Origin of the sequence: Burkholderia reimsis (assembly GCF_003294055.1) — a bacterium.
Taxonomy (GTDB): domain Bacteria; phylum Pseudomonadota; class Gammaproteobacteria; order Burkholderiales; family Burkholderiaceae; genus Burkholderia; species Burkholderia cepacia.
Genome location: NZ_QMFZ01000015.1, coordinates 14,176 through 31,738, shown reverse-complemented (window position 1 = coordinate 31,738; position 17,563 = coordinate 14,176). Strand labels below are relative to the sequence as shown.

15 protein-coding genes are annotated in these 17,563 nt (G+C 66.9%); 6 read left to right on the top strand and 9 right to left on the bottom strand.

The window, feature by feature from the left end; genetic code table 11:
- Positions 1-36 precede the first annotated feature (36 nt).
- The 4 genes from DPV79_RS18520 (at position 37) to acnA (ending at position 6,033) form a co-directional block, all read left to right on the top strand.
- Positions 37-1,044: an HpcH/HpaI aldolase/citrate lyase family protein gene (locus DPV79_RS18520; RefSeq protein ID WP_113046117.1), complete on the top strand. Its 1,008-nt coding sequence runs from the start codon at positions 37-39 to the stop codon at positions 1,042-1,044.
- 229 nt (positions 1,045-1,273) lie between these two features.
- Positions 1,274-1,789 carry a hypothetical protein gene (locus DPV79_RS18515; protein WP_027791117.1) on the top strand — a complete coding sequence of 172 codons (516 nt, stop codon included), beginning with the start codon at positions 1,274-1,276 and terminating at the stop codon, positions 1,787-1,789.
- Positions 1,790-1,811: 22 nt separating this feature from the next.
- Positions 1,812-3,263: a bifunctional 2-methylcitrate dehydratase/aconitate hydratase gene (locus tag DPV79_RS18510; protein ID WP_059493498.1), complete on the top strand. Its 1,452-nt coding sequence runs from the start codon at positions 1,812-1,814 to the stop codon at positions 3,261-3,263.
- A 52-nt stretch (positions 3,264-3,315) separates the two neighbouring features.
- Positions 3,316-6,033 (top strand): aconitate hydratase AcnA, encoded by a 2,718-nt coding sequence (acnA, locus tag DPV79_RS18505; protein WP_113046116.1) that lies wholly within the window; start codon positions 3,316-3,318, stop codon positions 6,031-6,033.
- Positions 6,034-6,158: 125 nt separating this feature from the next.
- Here acnA and DPV79_RS18500 read toward each other — a convergent pair whose 3' ends face one another.
- The 4 genes from DPV79_RS18500 to DPV79_RS42140 all read right to left on the bottom strand — a co-directional run bounded on the left by DPV79_RS18500 (position 6,159) and on the right by DPV79_RS42140 (position 7,768).
- Positions 6,159-6,590 carry a DUF1801 domain-containing protein gene (locus DPV79_RS18500; protein WP_021158697.1) on the bottom strand — a complete coding sequence of 144 codons (432 nt, stop codon included), beginning with the start codon at positions 6,588-6,590 and terminating at the stop codon, positions 6,159-6,161.
- Entirely contained in the window at positions 6,587-7,018 is a 432-nt protein-coding gene (locus DPV79_RS18495; protein WP_021158696.1) for an SRPBCC family protein, read from the bottom strand. Before DPV79_RS18495 ends, DPV79_RS18500 begins: the two co-directional genes overlap by 4 nt.
- Entirely contained in the window at positions 7,018-7,341 is a 324-nt protein-coding gene (locus DPV79_RS18490; RefSeq protein WP_042974255.1) for an ArsR/SmtB family transcription factor, read from the bottom strand. Before DPV79_RS18490 ends, DPV79_RS18495 begins: the two co-directional genes overlap by 1 nt.
- A 61-nt stretch (positions 7,342-7,402) precedes the next feature.
- Positions 7,403-7,768: a hypothetical protein gene (locus tag DPV79_RS42140; protein ID WP_133295683.1), complete on the bottom strand. Its 366-nt coding sequence runs from the start codon at positions 7,766-7,768 to the stop codon at positions 7,403-7,405.
- A gap of 219 nt (positions 7,769-7,987) precedes the next feature.
- Between DPV79_RS42140 and DPV79_RS18480 the strand changes: the two genes are divergently transcribed.
- On the top strand, positions 7,988-9,721 hold the full coding sequence (locus DPV79_RS18480; RefSeq protein ID WP_113046115.1) for a S53 family peptidase: 1,734 nt from the start codon (positions 7,988-7,990) through the stop codon (positions 9,719-9,721).
- A gap of 64 nt (positions 9,722-9,785) precedes the next feature.
- On the opposite strand, the gene DPV79_RS18475 is transcribed toward DPV79_RS18480, so the two are convergent.
- From DPV79_RS18475 to DPV79_RS18455, 5 genes are all read right to left on the bottom strand, one after another.
- The gene (locus tag DPV79_RS18475) at positions 9,786-11,207 is read right to left on the bottom strand and encodes an MFS transporter (protein WP_021158692.1); all 1,422 of its coding nucleotides are present in this window, start codon (positions 11,205-11,207) and stop codon (positions 9,786-9,788) included.
- Between the two features lie 221 nt (positions 11,208-11,428).
- Entirely contained in the window at positions 11,429-12,265 is an 837-nt protein-coding gene (locus DPV79_RS18470; protein ID WP_113046114.1) for an ABC transporter permease, read from the bottom strand.
- Between the two features lie 37 nt (positions 12,266-12,302).
- A complete protein-coding gene (locus DPV79_RS18465; protein ID WP_165843533.1) occupies positions 12,303-13,559 on the bottom strand; it encodes an ABC transporter permease in 1,257 nt (418 codons plus the stop codon).
- Between the two features lie 110 nt (positions 13,560-13,669).
- Entirely contained in the window at positions 13,670-14,716 is a 1,047-nt protein-coding gene (locus DPV79_RS18460; protein WP_021158689.1) for an ABC transporter substrate-binding protein, read from the bottom strand.
- Positions 14,717-14,793: 77 nt separating this feature from the next.
- Positions 14,794-15,900, bottom strand: a complete 1,107-nt coding sequence (locus DPV79_RS18455) for an ABC transporter ATP-binding protein (protein ID WP_027791107.1) — start codon at positions 15,898-15,900, stop codon at positions 14,794-14,796.
- 108 nt (positions 15,901-16,008) lie between these two features.
- On the opposite strand from DPV79_RS18455, the gene pdxR reads away from it, so the two are divergent.
- Complete coding sequence (gene pdxR, locus DPV79_RS18450; RefSeq protein ID WP_113046112.1) at positions 16,009-17,532, top strand: MocR-like pyridoxine biosynthesis transcription factor PdxR; 1,524 nt, start codon at positions 16,009-16,011, stop codon at positions 17,530-17,532.
- Positions 17,533-17,563: the final 31 nt, after the last annotated feature.

Here is a 17,563-nt window from a genome sequence, read left to right as displayed (position 1 = left end):
TTTCTCCACGTGACCCGCTTCCCTGACGTAGACGAGATGGCCGCGCTCACTCCCGCACAAGTGCTGTACGACGGGGCGTCCCCGCCCGCGATCCTGCCCTGCTGTGATCACTACGCGGGCAGCGAAAAGCTGATGCGCAAGTCACTCGCGCTGCAGGCCGAGCTGGGCCCCGTGTTCGACCTCACGCTCGACTGCGAAGACGGCGCCGCCGTCGGCCAGGAAGCCGCGCACGCGGCACTCGTCACCGAACTGCTCGGCAGCGACGAGAACCGCTTCGGCCGCGTCGGCGTCCGCATCCACGATTTTTCCCATCCGCACTGGCGCGACGACGTGCGCATCGTGCTGCGCGCATCGCGTGCCCCCGCCTACATCACGCTCCCGAAGATCGCGAGCGCCGCCGATGCCGCCGAAATGACCGCGTTCATCGAAGGCACGCGCCGCGAGCTCGGCATCGCGCAGCCGATCCCGGTCGACGTACTGGTCGAGACGCACGGCGCGCTCGCGCAGGCGGCCGCCCTCGCCGCGCTGCCGACGGTCGGCACGTTGAGCTTCGGGCTGATGGATTTCGTCTCCGCGCACCATGGCGCGATTCCCGATGCCGCGATGCGCTCGCCCGGCCAGTTCGAGCACCCGCTCGTGCGCCGCGCGAAGCTGGAAATCGCCGCGGCCTGCCACGCGCACGGCAAGACGCCATCGCACAACGTGACGACCGAGGTGCGCGACATGAGCATCGTCGCCGCCGATGCACGCCGCGCGCGCGACGAATTCGCCTTCACGCGGATGTGGAGCATCCACCCCGCGCAGATCCGCCCGATCGTCGACGCATTCGCGCCGCGTACCGACGAGGTCGCGCTGGCCGCCGAGATCCTGCTGGCCGCGCAGGCCGCCGACTGGGGGCCGACGCGCCACGGTGATACGCTGCACGATCGCGCGAGCTACCGGTATTACTGGTCGGTGCTGCGCCGCGCGCGGGCCACCGGCCAGCCCGTACCGACCGAGGCCGCGCCGCTGTTCGGCCCGGCCGCCGCGGGCGGCGCGCCGTAAGCGCGCGGCGCCGGCCGATACACGAGTTTCATGCATTCGACGACACGCGAACCGGATAGAGGTTTGCGAAACGACAAAAAACGTAACGGAGCCCGAAAACCTGATATGTACGCGGCCAAATAGGTGAAAATAGCGGCCGCTGCGCGCTTTCGGGGCGCGTGCAGTTTCAAACCGGCCGGCAATTCGATTGCCGGCCCTTGTCAACTGATTATCGAAAGGTTCTGACTCCATGAAGAAACTCCTGATCGCTACCGCCATCGGCGCCTTGTCCGCCACGATGCTGGTGTCGGCTCCGAGCGCGTTTGCCCAGGGTACGACCACGACGACCGCGAAGAAGGCAACGGCCAAGCGCCCGGCGCCGGCCAAGCGCATCATCCCGCGCAGCAAGAAGGCACAGGCACGCGCCGCAGCCAAGGTCGATCCGGTACCGGACGGCGCGGTCAAGTGGTCCTGCAAGGAAGGTCTGTCGTTCGACCTCGCCGGTGACATGAAGCGCGACCAGGTGGTCACGGTTCACTGGGCGAAGAAGAACTACAAGCTGCCGCGTCAGGCCACGACGACGGGCGCGGACACGTTCTACGATCCGGCAGCAGGCTTCAAGCTGATCGTGATCCCGACCAAGGCGATGCTGTTCTCCGACGCAAACGGTGGCGAGCGCCTCGCGGACGAATGCGTGACGCCGGAAATGGCACAAGGCACGCCGGCACCGACGCAGTCGAACGAGCTGAAGCCGGCAACGAACTAAGCGCGTTCCCATCGGCCCCTCGATGTCCGCCCCGGTCTCCAACGTCCGCCCTGCTCCGGATACGGTACTCGTCGATATCGTCGACTACGTGCTGAATGCCGGCATCGACAGCGCGCTCGCGCTGGAGACGGCGCGTCATTGCCTGATCGACACGCTCGGATGCGGACTCGAGGCGCTGTCCTACCCTGCCTGCACCAAGCTGCTCGGCCCCGTCGTGCCCGGCACGATCGTGCCGAACGGCGCGAAGGTGCCCGGCACGTCCTTCCAGCTCGACCCCGTCCAGGCCGCGTTCGGCATCGGCGCGATGATCCGCTGGCTGGACTTCAACGACACCTGGCTCGCCGCCGAATGGGGCCATCCGTCCGACAATCTCGGCGGCATCCTGGCGACGGCCGACTGGCTCTCCCGCACGGCCGTCGCGGCCGGCAGGAAGCCGCTCACGATGCGCGACGTGCTGGTCGCGATGATCCAGGCCCACGAGATCCAGGGCTGCCTCGCACTCGAGAATTCGTTCAATGCGGTCGGGCTCGACCACGTGCTGCTCGTGAAGGTCGCATCGACGGCCGTCGTCGGCCGGCTGCTCGGGCTCACGCGCGACGAGCTGATCAACGCGGTGTCCAACGCGTTCGTCGACGGCCAGGCGCTGCGCACCTACCGCCACGCGCCGAACACGGGCTCGCGCAAATCATGGGCGGCCGGCGACGCGACCTCCCGCGCGGTGCGCCTCGCGCTGATCGCGAAAACGGGTGAAATGGGCTACCCGTCGGCACTCACCGCAAAGACCTGGGGCTTCTACGACGTGCTGTTCGACGGCAAGCCGTTCCGCTTCCAGCGCCCGTACGGCACGTACGTGATGGAAAACGTGCTGTTCAAGATCGCCTTCCCTGCCGAGTTCCACGCGCAAACGGCCGCCGAGGCCGCGCTGCAGCTGCATGCGCAGCTCGCCGCCGCGGGCCGCACGACCGACGACATCAGCCGGATCACGATCCGCACGCATGCGGCCGCGATCCGCATCATCGACAAGCAGGGTCCGCTCGCCAATCCGGCCGACCGCGACCACTGCATCCAGTACATGGTCGCCGTGCCGCTGCTGTTCGGCCGGCTGACCGCGGCCGATTACGAAGACTCGGCCGCCGCCGATCCCCGCATCGACGCGCTGCGCGCGAAAACCGTGTGCGTCGAGGATCCGCAGTTCACGAAGGATTACCACGACCCGGACAAGCGCTCGATCGCGAATGCACTGACGATCGAGTTCACGGACGGGTCGAAGCTTGCCGAGGTGGCGGTCGAGTACCCGCTCGGCCATCGGCGGCGGCGTGCGGAAGGCATCCCGCTCCTGGTCGAGAAGTTCAGGACCAACCTTGCCCGCCGCTTCCCGGCAAAGCAGCAACAAGCGATTCTCGACGTGTCGCTGGACCAGGCAAAGCTCGAAGCGATGCCGGTCGATGAGTACGTCGACTTGTATGTGATATAGCCGTCATTTACAGGACACGTAGTTTCCTAGCCTTAAACCCAGGAAAATCACCATGGCCCACAATCTCCACAAGACCCTCAAGGAATTCGACAGCGGTTCCGGCAAAGGCAAGTTCTACTCGCTGCCGCAGCTCGGCAAGGAACTGAAGACGAAGATCGAACGCCTGCCGGTGTCGATCCGTATCGTGCTCGAGTCCGTGCTGCGCAACTACGACGGCAAGAAGATCACCGAAGAGCACATCGAGCAGCTCGCGAACTGGAAGCCGACCGCGAAGCGCGTCGACGAGATTCCGTTCGTGGTGTCGCGCGTCGTGCTGCAGGACTTCACGGGCGTGCCGCTGCTCGCCGACATCGCGGCCATGCGCGGCGTCGCGGAGCGTACGGGCAAGAACCCGAAGAAGATCGAGCCGCTGGTCCCGGTCGATCTCGTCGTCGACCACTCGGTCCAGATCGACTACTTCCGCCAGAAGGACGCGCTCGACCTGAACATGAAACTGGAATTCCAGCGCAACAACGAGCGCTACCAGTTCATGAAGTGGGGCATGCAGGCATTCGACACGTTCAAGGTCGTGCCGCCGGGCGTCGGCATCGTCCACCAGGTGAACCTCGAATACCTCGCACGCGGCGTGCACAAGAAGGCCGACGGCGCGGACACCGTGTACTACCCGGACACCCTCGTCGGCACGGACAGCCACACGACGATGATCAACGGCATCGGCGTGGTCGGCTGGGGCGTGGGCGGCATCGAGGCGGAAGCCGGCATGCTCGGCCAGCCGGTGTACTTCCTGACGCCGGACGTCGTCGGCGTCGAGCTGAAGGGCAAGCTGCGCGAAGGCGTGACGGCCACCGACCTGGTGCTGACGATCACCGAAATGCTGCGCAAGGAGAAGGTCGTCGGCAAGTTCGTCGAGTTCTTTGGCGAAGGCACGAAGTCGCTGTCGCTGCCGGATCGCGCAACGATCGGCAACATGGCGCCGGAATACGGCGCGACGATGGGCTTCTTCCCGGTCGACGAAAAGACGATCGAATACTTCGAAGGCACGGGCCGCACGAAGGCGGAAATCGCCGCGTTCGAAAACTACTTCAAGGCGCAGAAGCTGTTCGGCATCCCGAAGGCCGGCGACATCGACTACACGAAGGTCGTGACGCTGGACCTGACGACGGTCGCCCCGTCGCTGGCCGGCCCGAAGCGCCCGCAGGACCGCATCGAGATCGGCAACGTCAAGTCGACGTTCACCGACCTGTTCTCGAAGCCGGTCGCGGAAAACGGCTTCGCGAAGAAGGCGGACGACCTCGGCACGCAGTACACGACGAGCAACGGCGTCGACGTGAAGAACGGCGACATCCTGATCGCCGCGATCACGTCGTGCACGAACACGTCGAACCCGAGCGTGCTGCTGGCCGCCGGCCTGCTCGCGAAGAAGGCGGTCGAGGCCGGCCTCACGGTCGATCCGAAGATCAAGACCTCGCTCGCGCCGGGATCGCGCATCGTCACCGAGTACCTGACGAAGACGGGCCTGCTGCCCTACCTGTCGAAGCTCGGTTTCGAAGTCGCGGCGTATGGCTGCACGACCTGTATCGGCAACGCGGGCGACCTGACGCCGGAGCTGAACGAAGCGATCACGAAGAACGACATCGTCGCGGCAGCCGTGCTGTCGGGCAACCGTAACTTCGAAGCGCGTATCCACCCGAACATCCGCGCGAACTTCCTCGCGTCGCCGCCGCTCGTCGTCGCGTACGCGATCGCCGGCAACATCACGCGCGACCTGATGACCGAGCCGGTCGGCAAGGGCAAGGGCGGCCGTGACATCTACCTCGGCGACATCTGGCCGACGAGCGACGAAATCCACGCGCTGCTCAAGTTCGCACTCGATCCGAAGAAGTTCGAGGACAACTACTCGAAGCTGACCAAGAAGGGCGACCTCTGGAGCAAGATCGAGGGCGAATCGGGCCAGGTCTACGACTGGCCGAAGTCGACCTACATCGCCGAGCCGCCGTTCTTCGGCAGCGACTTCTCGATGGAGCCGGCTGCATCGATCCCGACGGTCAAGGGCGCACGCGCACTGGGCATCTTCGGCGACTCGGTCACGACCGACCATATCAGCCCGGCAGGCTCGATCAAGGAAGACTCGCCGGCGGGCAAGTGGCTGAAGGAAAACGGCGTGCAGAAGGCCGACTTCAACAGCTACGGCTCGCGCCGCGGCAACCACGACGTGATGATGCGCGGTACGTTCGCGAACGTCCGGATCAAGAACCTGATGATCCCGGCGAAGGCGGACGGCACGCGCGTCGAAGGCGGCCTGACGATCCACCAGCCGAGCGGCGAACAGCAGTCGATCTACGACGCGGCAATGCAGTACGTCGCAGCCGATACGCCGACCGTCGTGTTCGCGGGCGAAGAATACGGCACGGGCTCGTCGCGCGACTGGGCCGCGAAGGGCACGCAGCTGCTCGGCGTGAAGGCCGTGATCGCACGCAGCTTCGAGCGTATCCACCGCTCGAACCTGGTCGGCATGGGCGTGCTGCCGCTGCAGTTCAAGGGCTCGGACAGCGTCCAGTCGCTCGGCATCACCGGCGACGAGACGTTCGACATCGAAGGCCTCGGCGACGACTTCAAGCCGCAGCAGGACGTCACGCTCGTGATCAACCGCAAGAACGGCGAAACGCAGCGCGTGCAGGTCCTGCTGCGCATCGATACGCCGATCGAAGTCGACTACTACAAGCACGGCGGTATCCTGCCGTTCGTGCTGCGTTCGCTGCTCGCAGCGTAAGCGCCCTGCTTTTGCAGGTGCCGCAGCCGCCTCGCGGGCGGTTGCGGCCGATTTGAATGCCCGACCTCGTGTCGGGCTTTTTTTTGCCTGTTCGCGTCACGCAATGTTGCCGATTGTCAGGCTCGTCACGCCGCCTTGTCGCCGCGCGCCTTCGCGCCCGCTCCCCGTGCGTTCTTCTTCAAGTGGGTGCGGTTGTATTCGATCGCCGCGCGCACGAGGGTCTTCAGCGCTCGCTTGTCGAGCCGGTCGCCTTCGAAGAAGTCGATCGCGCGCCGCGCGTTGCCGTCCAGGCCGTCATTGAACAGCCCGCCGGGATCGGGCAGATGCGCGCCATGCATGAAGGTCAGCTTCACCTTGCCCTTGTGCGCGTTCGCCACCGCGATCATCCCGTCGCACGACCACACGGGGCTGCCCATCCACTTCCATTCCTCGACGATGCTGTCGTCGGCGGCGAGGATCGTCTGACGGAGGTCGGCAAAGAGCGGGCCGCGCCAGTCGGCAATGCCGGCGATCAGCGCGTCGATGCGCTCCGACGGCGTGAGGTCCGTTGCGTTCATGCGCGGGCCTCCGTGCCTTCGTCGGGACGCGCCAGCACCTGTTCGAGCGACTCGAGGAACCGCACCCAGCCGTGCTGCGCGCCGCGGTACGCCTGCTCCTGGTCCGTGCGGAAGCCGACCTGCTCCATCCGCAGGTGCGTGCCGGCCGGCGTCGGCGTGAGCGTCCACGTGACGACGCTTTCGAGGCCGTACGCGGCCCACGTGTAGGACAGCACGCGCGGCGGCTCGATCGTCAGCACCGTGCAGTCGACCGAACCCCAGTCGGCGCGGAAGCTGAAGGCGCGGCCCGCGACGGGTTCGAAATCGCTCTTCATCAGCCACGCCTCGATCAGGTGCGGTTGCGTGAGCGCGCGCCAGATCTTCTCCGGCGGATGCGGCAGCTCGCGGTCGACGACGACGGAACGCGTTTCGGTGGTTGTCTGGTTCATTACTGGTCGATCCTTTTCAGAAGATCTTCGAGGGCGTCGAACCGGTTCTGCCAGAAACCTGCCATCTGGCTCGTCCAGTCGATCAGCGGGGCCAGCGCTTGCGGCTGTGCGCTGTAGTGCGTCTGCCGGCCTTCGTGACGGTCGTTCACGAGCCCGGCCTGCTTCAGGACACCGAGATGCTTCGACACGGCCGGCTGCGAGACACCCGCATGGGCCGTCAGCGCGGCAACCGTCAGCTCGCCGTCCGCGCACAGCCGCTCGAACAGCGCGCGGCGGGTGGGATCGGCAAGGGTTCTGAAAAGCATGTCGTGTGTGTTCTGCATGTCGTCCAAAATTCATAACTCGCTGGTTATGGATTGAAGGATAGCCGCCGATCGATGCGCGTCAAGGCGGAATTTCACGAGCCGCGTCGTGCAATCCGGTGCGGGTCTGCTGCTCACCCATCGGCGCGCACCCGCGCCCGGATTCGAGCGTTTCCTCTAATCCGCATGGGCGACACGCGATCCGAAAGCCGCCTGCAAGACTGCCCGACGCGCTGTTCCACAGTTCGGGAAACGTTTGCGTTCGACCGGCCCCTTTCTTGTGCACGCGCGAATCCGTTCCTGCCGCATCGCTTGGTTTGACCACATAGTGCGACGCGACATGCGGCAACGACCGGTCGCGTGCCACGCGTTCACGCGTCGATCCACTCCGCGATCGCGCACGTTCCGGCGCGGCGACGAGCGACTCGTGCGTGCGAACGTCGCGCATTGCCGCGCCGTCGTGCCGCGAACCGGTTCCGTTCGCCACGCCCACGATCGCCTGCGCATACGACGCTGCGCGTGCACGCCCACACCCCGATGTCAGAACTGACAGCTATGGAAACTGGCAGCTACCTGAACGGTAGCGACGCCCTACGCTCGTCACCGCTCGCGACCCCACAAGGGTCGAGGGCTCCAGCAACGTCGTCTCTCCTAAAAAGGACTCCCGATGAAAAGGAACGCCTGGTTTGCCCTGCCCCTGCCGTCGCCCCGCCGCCTTGCATGCGTGGCACCCCTCGTGTTCGCTGCCGCTGCGGCGCATGCGGCGACGGACTGGGTCGATACCCATACGAAGGCCTTTCTGACCGGCCCGCAGTTGATGGCGCGCAGTGCGGCGCCGTCGCTCGAACTCGCGGCCGGCGAAACGACCGACGTCGTCGTCAGCCTGAAGCTGCGCAATGCCGCGCAGCTCAAGCAACTGGCGCGCGACGTGAACCGGCCCGGCAGCGCGCATTACCGCCAGTACCTCACGCACGAGCAGTTCCTCGCCAGCTACGCGCCGACCGATGCGCAGGTGAAGTCGGTCGTCGACTATCTGCACAAGAGCGGCTTCGTGAACGTCGAGGTCGCACCGAACCGGTTGCTGGTGTCCGCACGCGGCACGGCCGGCACCGTGAAGACCGCATTCAACACGTCGCTCGTGCACTTCGAATACGCGGGCCGCTCGGGCTTCGCCAACACGTCGACCGCGCAGGTGCCGCGCGCGCTCGGCGACGTCGTCGGCTCGGTGCTCGGGCTGCAGAGCGTCGCACACGCGCGGCCGCTGCTGCGCATCGGCAACGTGTCGAAGCCCCAGGCGCTCGCGGCCGGCACGGCGACCGGCCATTATCCGAAGGAATTCCCGGGCCTCTACAACGCGACCGGCGTACCGACCGCAGCCGGTGTCACCGTCGGCATCATCACGATCGGCGGCGTGTCGCAGACGCTGCAGGACCTGAAGCAGTTCACGTCGAGCAACGGTTACGGCACCGTCTCGACGCAGACCGTCAAGACCAACGGCTCCGGCGGCAGCTACACCGACGACCAGGACGGCCAGGGCGAATGGGATCTCGACAGCCAGTCGATCGTCGGCTCGGCCGGCGGCCAGGTCGGCAAGCTCGTGTTCTACATGGCGGACCTCAACGCCAGCGGCAACACGGGGCTCACGCAGGCGTTCAACCGCGCGGTGTCGGACAACACCGCGAAGGTGATCAACGTGTCGCTCGGCTGGTGCGAAACCGACGCAAACGCGGACGGCACGCTCGACGCCGAGGAACAGATCTTCACGACGGCAGCGGCGCAAGGCCAGACCTTCTCGGTGTCGTCGGGCGACGAAGGCGTGTACGAGTGCAACAACCGCGGCTATCCGGACGGCTCGAACTACACGGTGTCGTGGCCGGCTTCGTCGCCGCACGTGCTCGCGATCGGCGGCACGACGCTCTATACGACGTCGTCGGGTGCGTTCTCGAACGAGACGGTGTGGAACGAAGGGCTCGACGGCAACGGCAAGCTGTGGGCGACGGGCGGCGGCGTCAGCACGATCCTGCCCGCACCGTCGTGGCAGTCGGGCAGCAACCGCCAGTTGCCGGACGTGTCGTTCGACGCCGCGCAAAGCACCGGCGCGTACATCTACAACTACGGCCAGTTGCAGCAGATCGGCGGCACGAGCCTCGCCGCGCCGATCTTCACGGGCCTCTGGGCACGCCTGCTGGCAGCGAACGGCACGGGCCTCGGCTTCCCGGCCGGCAATTTCTATGCGGACATTCCGTCGCGTCCGTCGCTCGTGCGCTACGACGTCGTGTCGGGGAACAACGGCTATCAGGGGTATGGCTACAACGCAGGCACCGGCTGGGATTACACGACCGGTTTCGGCAGCCTGAACATCGCGAACCTCAACCAGCTGATCAAGTCGGGCGGGTTCTGAGCGAAGCCTGAAGGCCGGTGCGCGGCGGCAGGTTGCCGCGCACCGGCTCGTGACTTGCCCTTGCCTATTCCGCCGCGCGCTCGCTCACGCGCTCGGTGGTCGCCGCCGCCACGCCGGCCCGATGCGACGGCGCAAAGAGCCGCAACCCGCTCGCGACACTCGCCGCCCCGGCGAACCCCGCACCGAGCATCAAAGCAAGCGTCGGCCCGTGGCGCCCCGCGATCCCGAACGACAACGCGACGAGCGCCGCGCCCGTCGCCTGCCCGATCAGCCGCGCGGTCGCGATGATCCCGCTCGCGCCGCCGCTGCGCTCGGGCGGCGCGCTCGACATCAGCGCCTTCAGGTTCGGCGACTGGAAAAAACCGAAGCCCGCGCCGCACAGCATCATCCGCCAGCCGATGTCGATCACGCCCGGCGCCGCCGGCAACGCGGCGAGCGACACCATGCCCGCGCTCAGCAACGCAAGACCGATCGCGCCGAGCAGCCCCGGCGGATAACGGTCCGACAAGCGCCCCGCGATCGGCGCGGCGAGCGCGACGATCGCCGACCACGGTGTCATCAGGAACCCCGTCTCGACCGCGTTGCGATGCAGGACGGTTTCGAAATAGAACGGCAGCGACACGAACGCGAGCCCCTGCGCGGCGAACGCGCACACGGCGGTCAGCGCGGACAGCGTGAACACCGGCCGGCGAAACAGGTCGACCGGCAGCATCGGCGCCGGGTGCCCGGCCTGACGGCGAATCAGCAGCCAGCCGAATGCGAGCGCGACCGCGGCCGACGCGAACACGATCGAAAGCGGCCCGCGCTGCGCGAATTCGCCGAGCGCGAAGATCAGCGACGCGAACGTGATCACGTTGAACAATGCGGCGACCGGATCGAATACGTGCTTGCCGCGCGCCGTCTGCGGCAGCGACGGAATCGCCACGGCCAGCGCGAACACGCCGAGCGGCACGTTCACCGCGAACAGCCACGGCCACGCGGCCACCGACAGGATCAGCGACGCGATGGTCGGCCCCACCGCGAACGACACGCCAACGACGAGCGCGTTGAAGCCGACGCCGCGCCCGAGCCGGTGCGCGGGGAACAGGCCGCGGATCAGCGCGACGTTGACGCTCATGATCGCGCTCGCGCCGAAGCCCTGCACGATCCGCGCGGCCGTCAGCATCGGCAGCGTCGACGCGAGCGAGCAGCCGAGCGACGCGAGCGTGAACACCGCGAGCCCGGCGATATACACGCGCTTGTGGCCGACGATGTCGCCGAGCGACGCGAACGGCAGCAGCGTCGCGACCATCGCGAGCTGGTATGCGTTGATGATCCATACGGATGCGGCCGGCGATGCATGCAGGTCGGCGGCGATCGCGGGCAGCGCGGTGTTCGCGATCGCGGTGTCGAGCGTCGCGAGCGCGACGGCCAGCAGCACGGCGGACATCGCGCGCCAGTTGACGGCCGGCTCATGCGCGCCGGCGGGGGTAGCGAATTCGGACAAGATGACGGCTCGGCTGACGAGCGACGCGTTGCGCCGCGTCGCGGATTGGACTCGCGGCGGCGTTCCGGTCGCACCGCACGGAACGCGCGCCGCCGCGCCCCGTATTGTTGCAGAGCCGCATCGAACGTGCAGGCGGCCGCCTCGTCAGTCAGCGAAATGAAAGCAATGCGCGACCACGCATGACGCGTGGCGACTCGGGTGCCGGGGGCAAGCCCGCCCGCTCAGCTCACCGCGCGCCGCGCATTGCGTCCGCGCAGCCATTCGAGCGCAATCAGCAGGCTCGTCGAGAAGATGATCAGGATCGTGGCAAGCGCGGCGATCGTCGGGCTGATGTTCTCACGGATGCCCGTGAACATCTGGCGCGGCAGCGTGGTCTGGTCCGCACCGGCGAGGAACAGCGTGACGACGACTTCGTCGAACGACGTCGCGAACGCGAACAGCGCGCCCGACATCACGCCCGGTGCGATCACCGGCAGCGTCACGCGGAAGAAGGTCGACACGGGATTCGCGCCGAGCGACAGGCTCGCGCGCACGAGGTTCTGGTTGAAGCCCTGCAGCGTCGCCGCGACCGTCGTCACGACGAACGGCACGCCAAGCGCCGCGTGCGCGGCGATCAGCCCCGTGTAGGTGTTCGCGAGCCCGAGCGGCGCGAAGAACAGGTACATGCCGACGCCGACCACGACAACCGGCACGATCATCGGCGACAGCAGCACGGCCATCAGCAGCCCCTTGCCGCGGAAGTCGGCCTTCGTGAGACCGATCGCGGCGAGCGTGCCGAGCACCGTCGCGACTACGGTGGCCGACGGCGCGACGATGAAGCTGTTCTTCGCGGCCATCCGCCACTCGTCCGACGCGATCAGGTTCTCGTACCAGCGCATCGAGAAGCCCGGAATCGGATAGACGAGGAACGTGCTCGACGAAAACGACAGCGGCACGATCGCGAGCACCGGCAGGATCAGGTACAGCAGCGTCAGCACGACGAGCACGCGCAGCGCGACGTACCACGCGCGCTCGACGAACGACATGTGCGGCGCGAACAGCGGCCTGGCGAGTTTCATGGTCGGATTCCCCTTCCCGTTTCGTTGTGCGCGGCGCTCAGCCGAGGCTCACGTTCGTGCGCGTGAAGCGCCCGTACACCGCGTACAGCACGAGCGTCGCCGCGAGCAGCAGCCCGCCGAGCGCGCACGCCATGCCCCAGTTGATCGTCACGTTCGTGAAGTACGCGACGTAGTAGCTGACCATCTGGTCGTTCGGCCCGCCGAGCAGCGCGGGCGTGATGTAGTAGCCGATCGCGAGGATGAACACCAGCAGCGCGCCCGCGCCGACGCCCGGGTAGGTCTGCGGCACGTACACGCGCCAGAACGCGGCGAACGGATGGCTGCCGAGCGACACGGCTGCGCGCTGGTAGGTCGGCGGAATCGACTTCATCACGCTGTAGAGCGGCAGGATCATGAACGGCAGCAGGATGTGCGTCATCGAGATGTACACGCCGACGCGGTTGAACAGCAGCGTCAGCGGATGCGAGATCAGCCCGCTGCCGATCAGCGCCTTGTTGACGAGCCCTTCGCTCTGCAGCAGCACGATCCACGCGGCGACGCGCACCAGCACCGACGTCCAGAACGGAATCAGCACGAGGATCATCACGAGGTTCGCGCGGCGCTCCGACAGCGTCGAGATCCAGTACGCGAGCGGATAGCCGAGCAGCAGCGCGAACAGCGTGACGGCAACGCCGATCACGAACGTGCGGCCGAAGATCGCCAGATAGATCGACTGGTCCGGATCGGCCTGCACGATGTGGCCGAAGCCGTCCTGCTTGTGGTCGAGCGCGGCGAGCAGGTAGAACGGCGACACGGTGCCGCCGTTCTTCGCGATCGACTGCCAGTACGCGACGTCGCCCCAGCGCGCATCGAGGTCGATCAGTTTCGCGCGCGTCTGCGCGGGCGTCAGTGCCGCATCGTTGTCGCCTTTCAGCGGCATCGCGCGCGCCGTCTTCGCGACGAGCGAGCGATAGCCGGGAATCTCGGTGTTCAGGCGCCGCGCGAGCGCACCCATCGCCTCGCTGTCGGCCACCTTCGTCATGTCGGCCGCGAGCGCGACATACGCGGCGTCGGCCGGCGGTGCCTTGCGGTCCCAGCCCGACAGCGCGGCGACCGTATTCGGCAACGCGGTCGCGATCTCCGGGTTCTGCACCGCGCGCGTGAGCAGCGTGCCGATCGGCACGACGAAGATCAGCAGCAGGAAAATCGCGAGCGGCGCGACCAGCAGCAACGCCATCGTGCGCTTGCGGGCTTCGGCGGCCTTCAGCTCGCGCTTGAGCGCGGCGGTCGACGGCGAGGAAGACGCGATCGTCATCGTATTCAACGTTTCTCTCCGGCCGGGCACGTTCCGGCGGAAGGCCGCGCGACGCGATCGACGCGCCGCGCGGCAGGTTGCATCAGGGCACCTTCAGGATGCCTGACCGGTTACTTCGTCGCCCATGCGGCGAAACGCTGCTCGAGCTCGTCGCTGTGGTCGGTCCAGAAGCCGATGTCTTCCAGCACGGCGTTCTTGCCGTTGGCCGGCGAGTTCGGCAGGTTCGCGAGCGTCTTCGCGTCGAGCGACTTGATCGCCGCGATGTTCGCGGGGCCGTACGCGATGTGCTGCGCATACCCTTGCTGCGGCTTCGGCGTCAGCGTGTACGCGATGTACTGCTCGGCCAGCGCCTTGTTCGGCGAGCCCTTCGGAATCGCCCAGTAGTCGAGGTCGTAGATGCTGCCGTTCCACACGACCTTCAGGTTCTTGCCTTCCTTCTGCGCGGCGTCGATGCGGCCGTTGTACGCGGTCGACATCACGACGTCGCCGGCGACGAGGAACTGCGGCGGCTGCGCGCCCGCTTCCCACCACTGGATATACGGCTTCAGCTCGTCGAGCTTCTTGAACGCGCGATCCTGGCCGGCCTTCGTGCCGAGCACCTTGTAGACGTCCTTCGGCGCGACGCCGTCGGCCATCAGCGCGAATTCGAGGTTGTAGCGCGCGCCCTTGCGCATGCCGCGCTTGCCGGGGAATTTCTTCACGTTCCAGAAATCGGCCCAGCCGGTCGGGGCCGACTTCAGCTTGTCCGCGTTGTACGACAGCGCCGTCGACCACACGAAGAAGCCGACACCGCACACCTGCGGCGATTCCGGAATCAGGTCGGACTTCTTCGCGATCTTCGACCAGTCGAGCTTCTCGTACAGCCCTTCGTCGCAACCGCGATTCAGGTCGCCCGACTCGACTTCGACCACGTCCCAGTTGACGTGCTTCGCCTCGACCATCGCCTTCACTTTCGCCTGCTCGCCGTTGTATTCGACGGCGGTGACCTTGTTGCCGGTCGCCTTCTCGAACGGCTGGTTGAACGCGGCCTTCTGCGCGTCGCCGTTCGCGCCGCCGAAGTTGACGACCGTGAGTTCGGCAGCCGATGCCGATACGCCGACGACGGCGAGCGCGAGTGCCAGCGCGGTGCGACGCGCGGTAATGCTTGCTCGGTTCATGGTGGTTCCTCTCCTCTCGTGGTGGAAGTGGGCAGTTGTTGTTGACGACGTACAGCGGAAAATCGGGAAAACCCTGCTCAAGCGAACACGCGCAGGTGTTCGGGTGCGAACGCGAGCGCGACCGGTGCGCCGGGCGAGAACGCGTCGAGCGCGCCGGTGCCGAGCGGCACCTTCACGAAGCACTCGTCCTGGCCCGGCAGCGCGCAGCGCATGCGCACGTGATCGCCGAAATAGATGAGGCTGCGCGCCTCGCCGCTCAACCGGTTGGCGGCCGCGCCGTTCGCGTGCCCGTTCGCGCCGTGCGGGGCGAGGCTCATGCGTTCGGGGCGGATGCACGCGACGGCCGGCGCGCCCTCGGCCGCATCGCCGATGCGACGGCCGACGAGCTGCGTGCCGTCGTCGAGCCGGAATTCGCAGAATTCGCCGTCGACGCGCGCGATGGTGCCGCGCAGCCGGTTGCTGTCGCCGATGAAGTTCGCGACGAATTCGTTGCACGGCGACTCGTACAGGCGGTCGACGGTGTCGAGCTGCTGCACGATGCCCTTGTCGAACACGGCGACGCGATCGGACATCGTCAGCGCCTCGCCCTGGTCGTGCGTCACGTACACGAAGGTCACGCCGAGCTTTTCGTGCAGCGCCTTCAGTTCGTACTGCATGTGCTCGCGCAGCTGCTTGTCGAGCGCGCCGAGCGGCTCGTCCATCAGCACCAGCTTCGGCTCGAACACGAGCGCGCGCGCCAGCGCGATGCGCTGCTGCTGGCCACCCGACAGTTGCGCCGGGTAACGTTTCGCGAAGCGCTCCATCTGCACCATCTTCAGCGCATGCGCGACGCGTTCCGCACGCTCGGCGGCCGGCAGCTTGCGCACGGTCAGCGGATACGCGACGTTCTGCTCGACCGTCAGGTGCGGAAACAGCGCGTAGTTCTGGAACACCATGCCGATGTTGCGCTTGTGCGGCGGCACGTTGTTCAGCAGTTCACCGTCGAGGCGGATCTCGCCGCCGGTCGGGAATTCGAAGCCGGCCAGCATCATCAGGCAGGTCGTCTTGCCGGAGCCCGACGGCCCGAGCAGCGTCAGGAATTCCCCGCGGTGGATATCGAGGTCGAGCGATTTGACGACCAGCGTTTCGCCGTCGTAGGTCTTCCGCACGCCGCGAAAGCTGACGATCACATCATCGGACTTCATCGTGGCTGTCCCCTTGCTTCGCGACAATTGATTTTGAGATGCGAGCCACTATACGGCGCCCACGGTTCTACAATAGGGAACCATTTCAATATTACTAGTAGGACCACTTTGGATACCGTGATCCTCGCCGACTGGCTCTCCGCCCGTCTCGACCGTAGCTCACCCGAGCCGATGTACCGGCAGTTGCTGCAGTGGATGCAGCAGGCCATCCTGACCGGAGAATTGGGGCCAGGAACGAAGCTGCCGAGTTCCCGCACGCTCGCGGCCGACCTGTCGATCGCGCGCAATACCGTGCTGCACGTGTACGACCAGCTGACCGCCGAAGGCTACGTGCTGACGACCACCGGCAGCGGCACCTATGTGGCCGACACGCGGCCGGATGCCGCCGCGATCCACGCGCCGGGCGCCGCGCCGCCGCCGTCGAGCGCCGATGCGGCGCCGCAGCCGGACGCGCAGGGCGGCCTGTCGATGCGCGGCCGGCAACTGATCGAGCATGCGGGGGTATCGCGACGCCAATGGGGTGCGTTCATGCCGGGCGTGCCGGACGTGTCGGAGTTCCCGAGCCGGACGTGGAGCCGCCTGCAGGCGCGGCTGTGGAAGGAAGCGAACCCCGAGCTGCTGACCTATGCGCCGGGCGGCGGCTACCGGCCGTTGCGGCGCGCGCTCGCCGATTACCTGCGCGTCGCGCGCTCGGTCAAGTGCTCGCCGGACCAGGTGATCATCACGACGGGCATCCATCAGTCGATCGATCTCGCAGTGCGGCTGCTGTCCGACATCGGCGATCGCGCGTGGGTCGAGGAACCGTGCTACTGGGGTGTGCGAAGCGTATTGCAGGCGGCGGGCCTCACGCTGACGCCGGTGCCGGTCGACCAGGAAGGGCTCGACCCGCGCGCCAGCGACATGCAGCATCCACCCCGGCTCGTGCTCGTCACGCCGTCGCACCAGTACCCGCTCGGGATGGTGATGAGCCTCGCACGGCGTCGGATGCTGCTCGAATACGCGCGACAGCACCGCTGCTGGATCATCGAGGACGACTACGACAGCGAGTTCCGCTACGGCAGCCGCCCGCTCGCGTCGCTGCAGGGGCTCGACGACGGCGGCCGCGTGATCTACGTCGGCAGCCTCGGCAAGATGCTGTTCCCGGGGCTGCGGATGGGCTACATGGTCGTGCCCGAGCATCTGGTCGACACGTTCCGCACCGGGTTGTCGGAGCTGTATCGCGAGGGCCAGCTGATGCAGCAGGCCGTGCTCGCCGAATTCATCATGGACGGCCACCTGACTTCGCACGTCAGACGGATGCGCACGCTGTACGGCGAGCGCCGGCAGCTGATGATCGACGCGATCCGGTCGCGCTTCGGCGACGCGCTGCCCGTGATGGGCGACGAGGCCGGCCTGCATCTCGTGCTCGGCCTGCCCGACGCCTGCGACGACCGCGCGGTCACGCAGAGCGCGTTCGATGCGGGCGTGATCGTGCGCCCGCTCACCAGCTACTACAGCAGCGTCGACACCGCGCGGCGCGGCCTGTTGCTCGGTTATGCGTGCGTCGCGCACGAAGGCATCCGGCCGGCATTCGACACGCTCGCGAATACCATCGAGCAACACCTGCCTCGCGATCTCACGCGCGCGGCATAGCGGCCCTCATGCGCCGGGCCGCCCGCGCCGC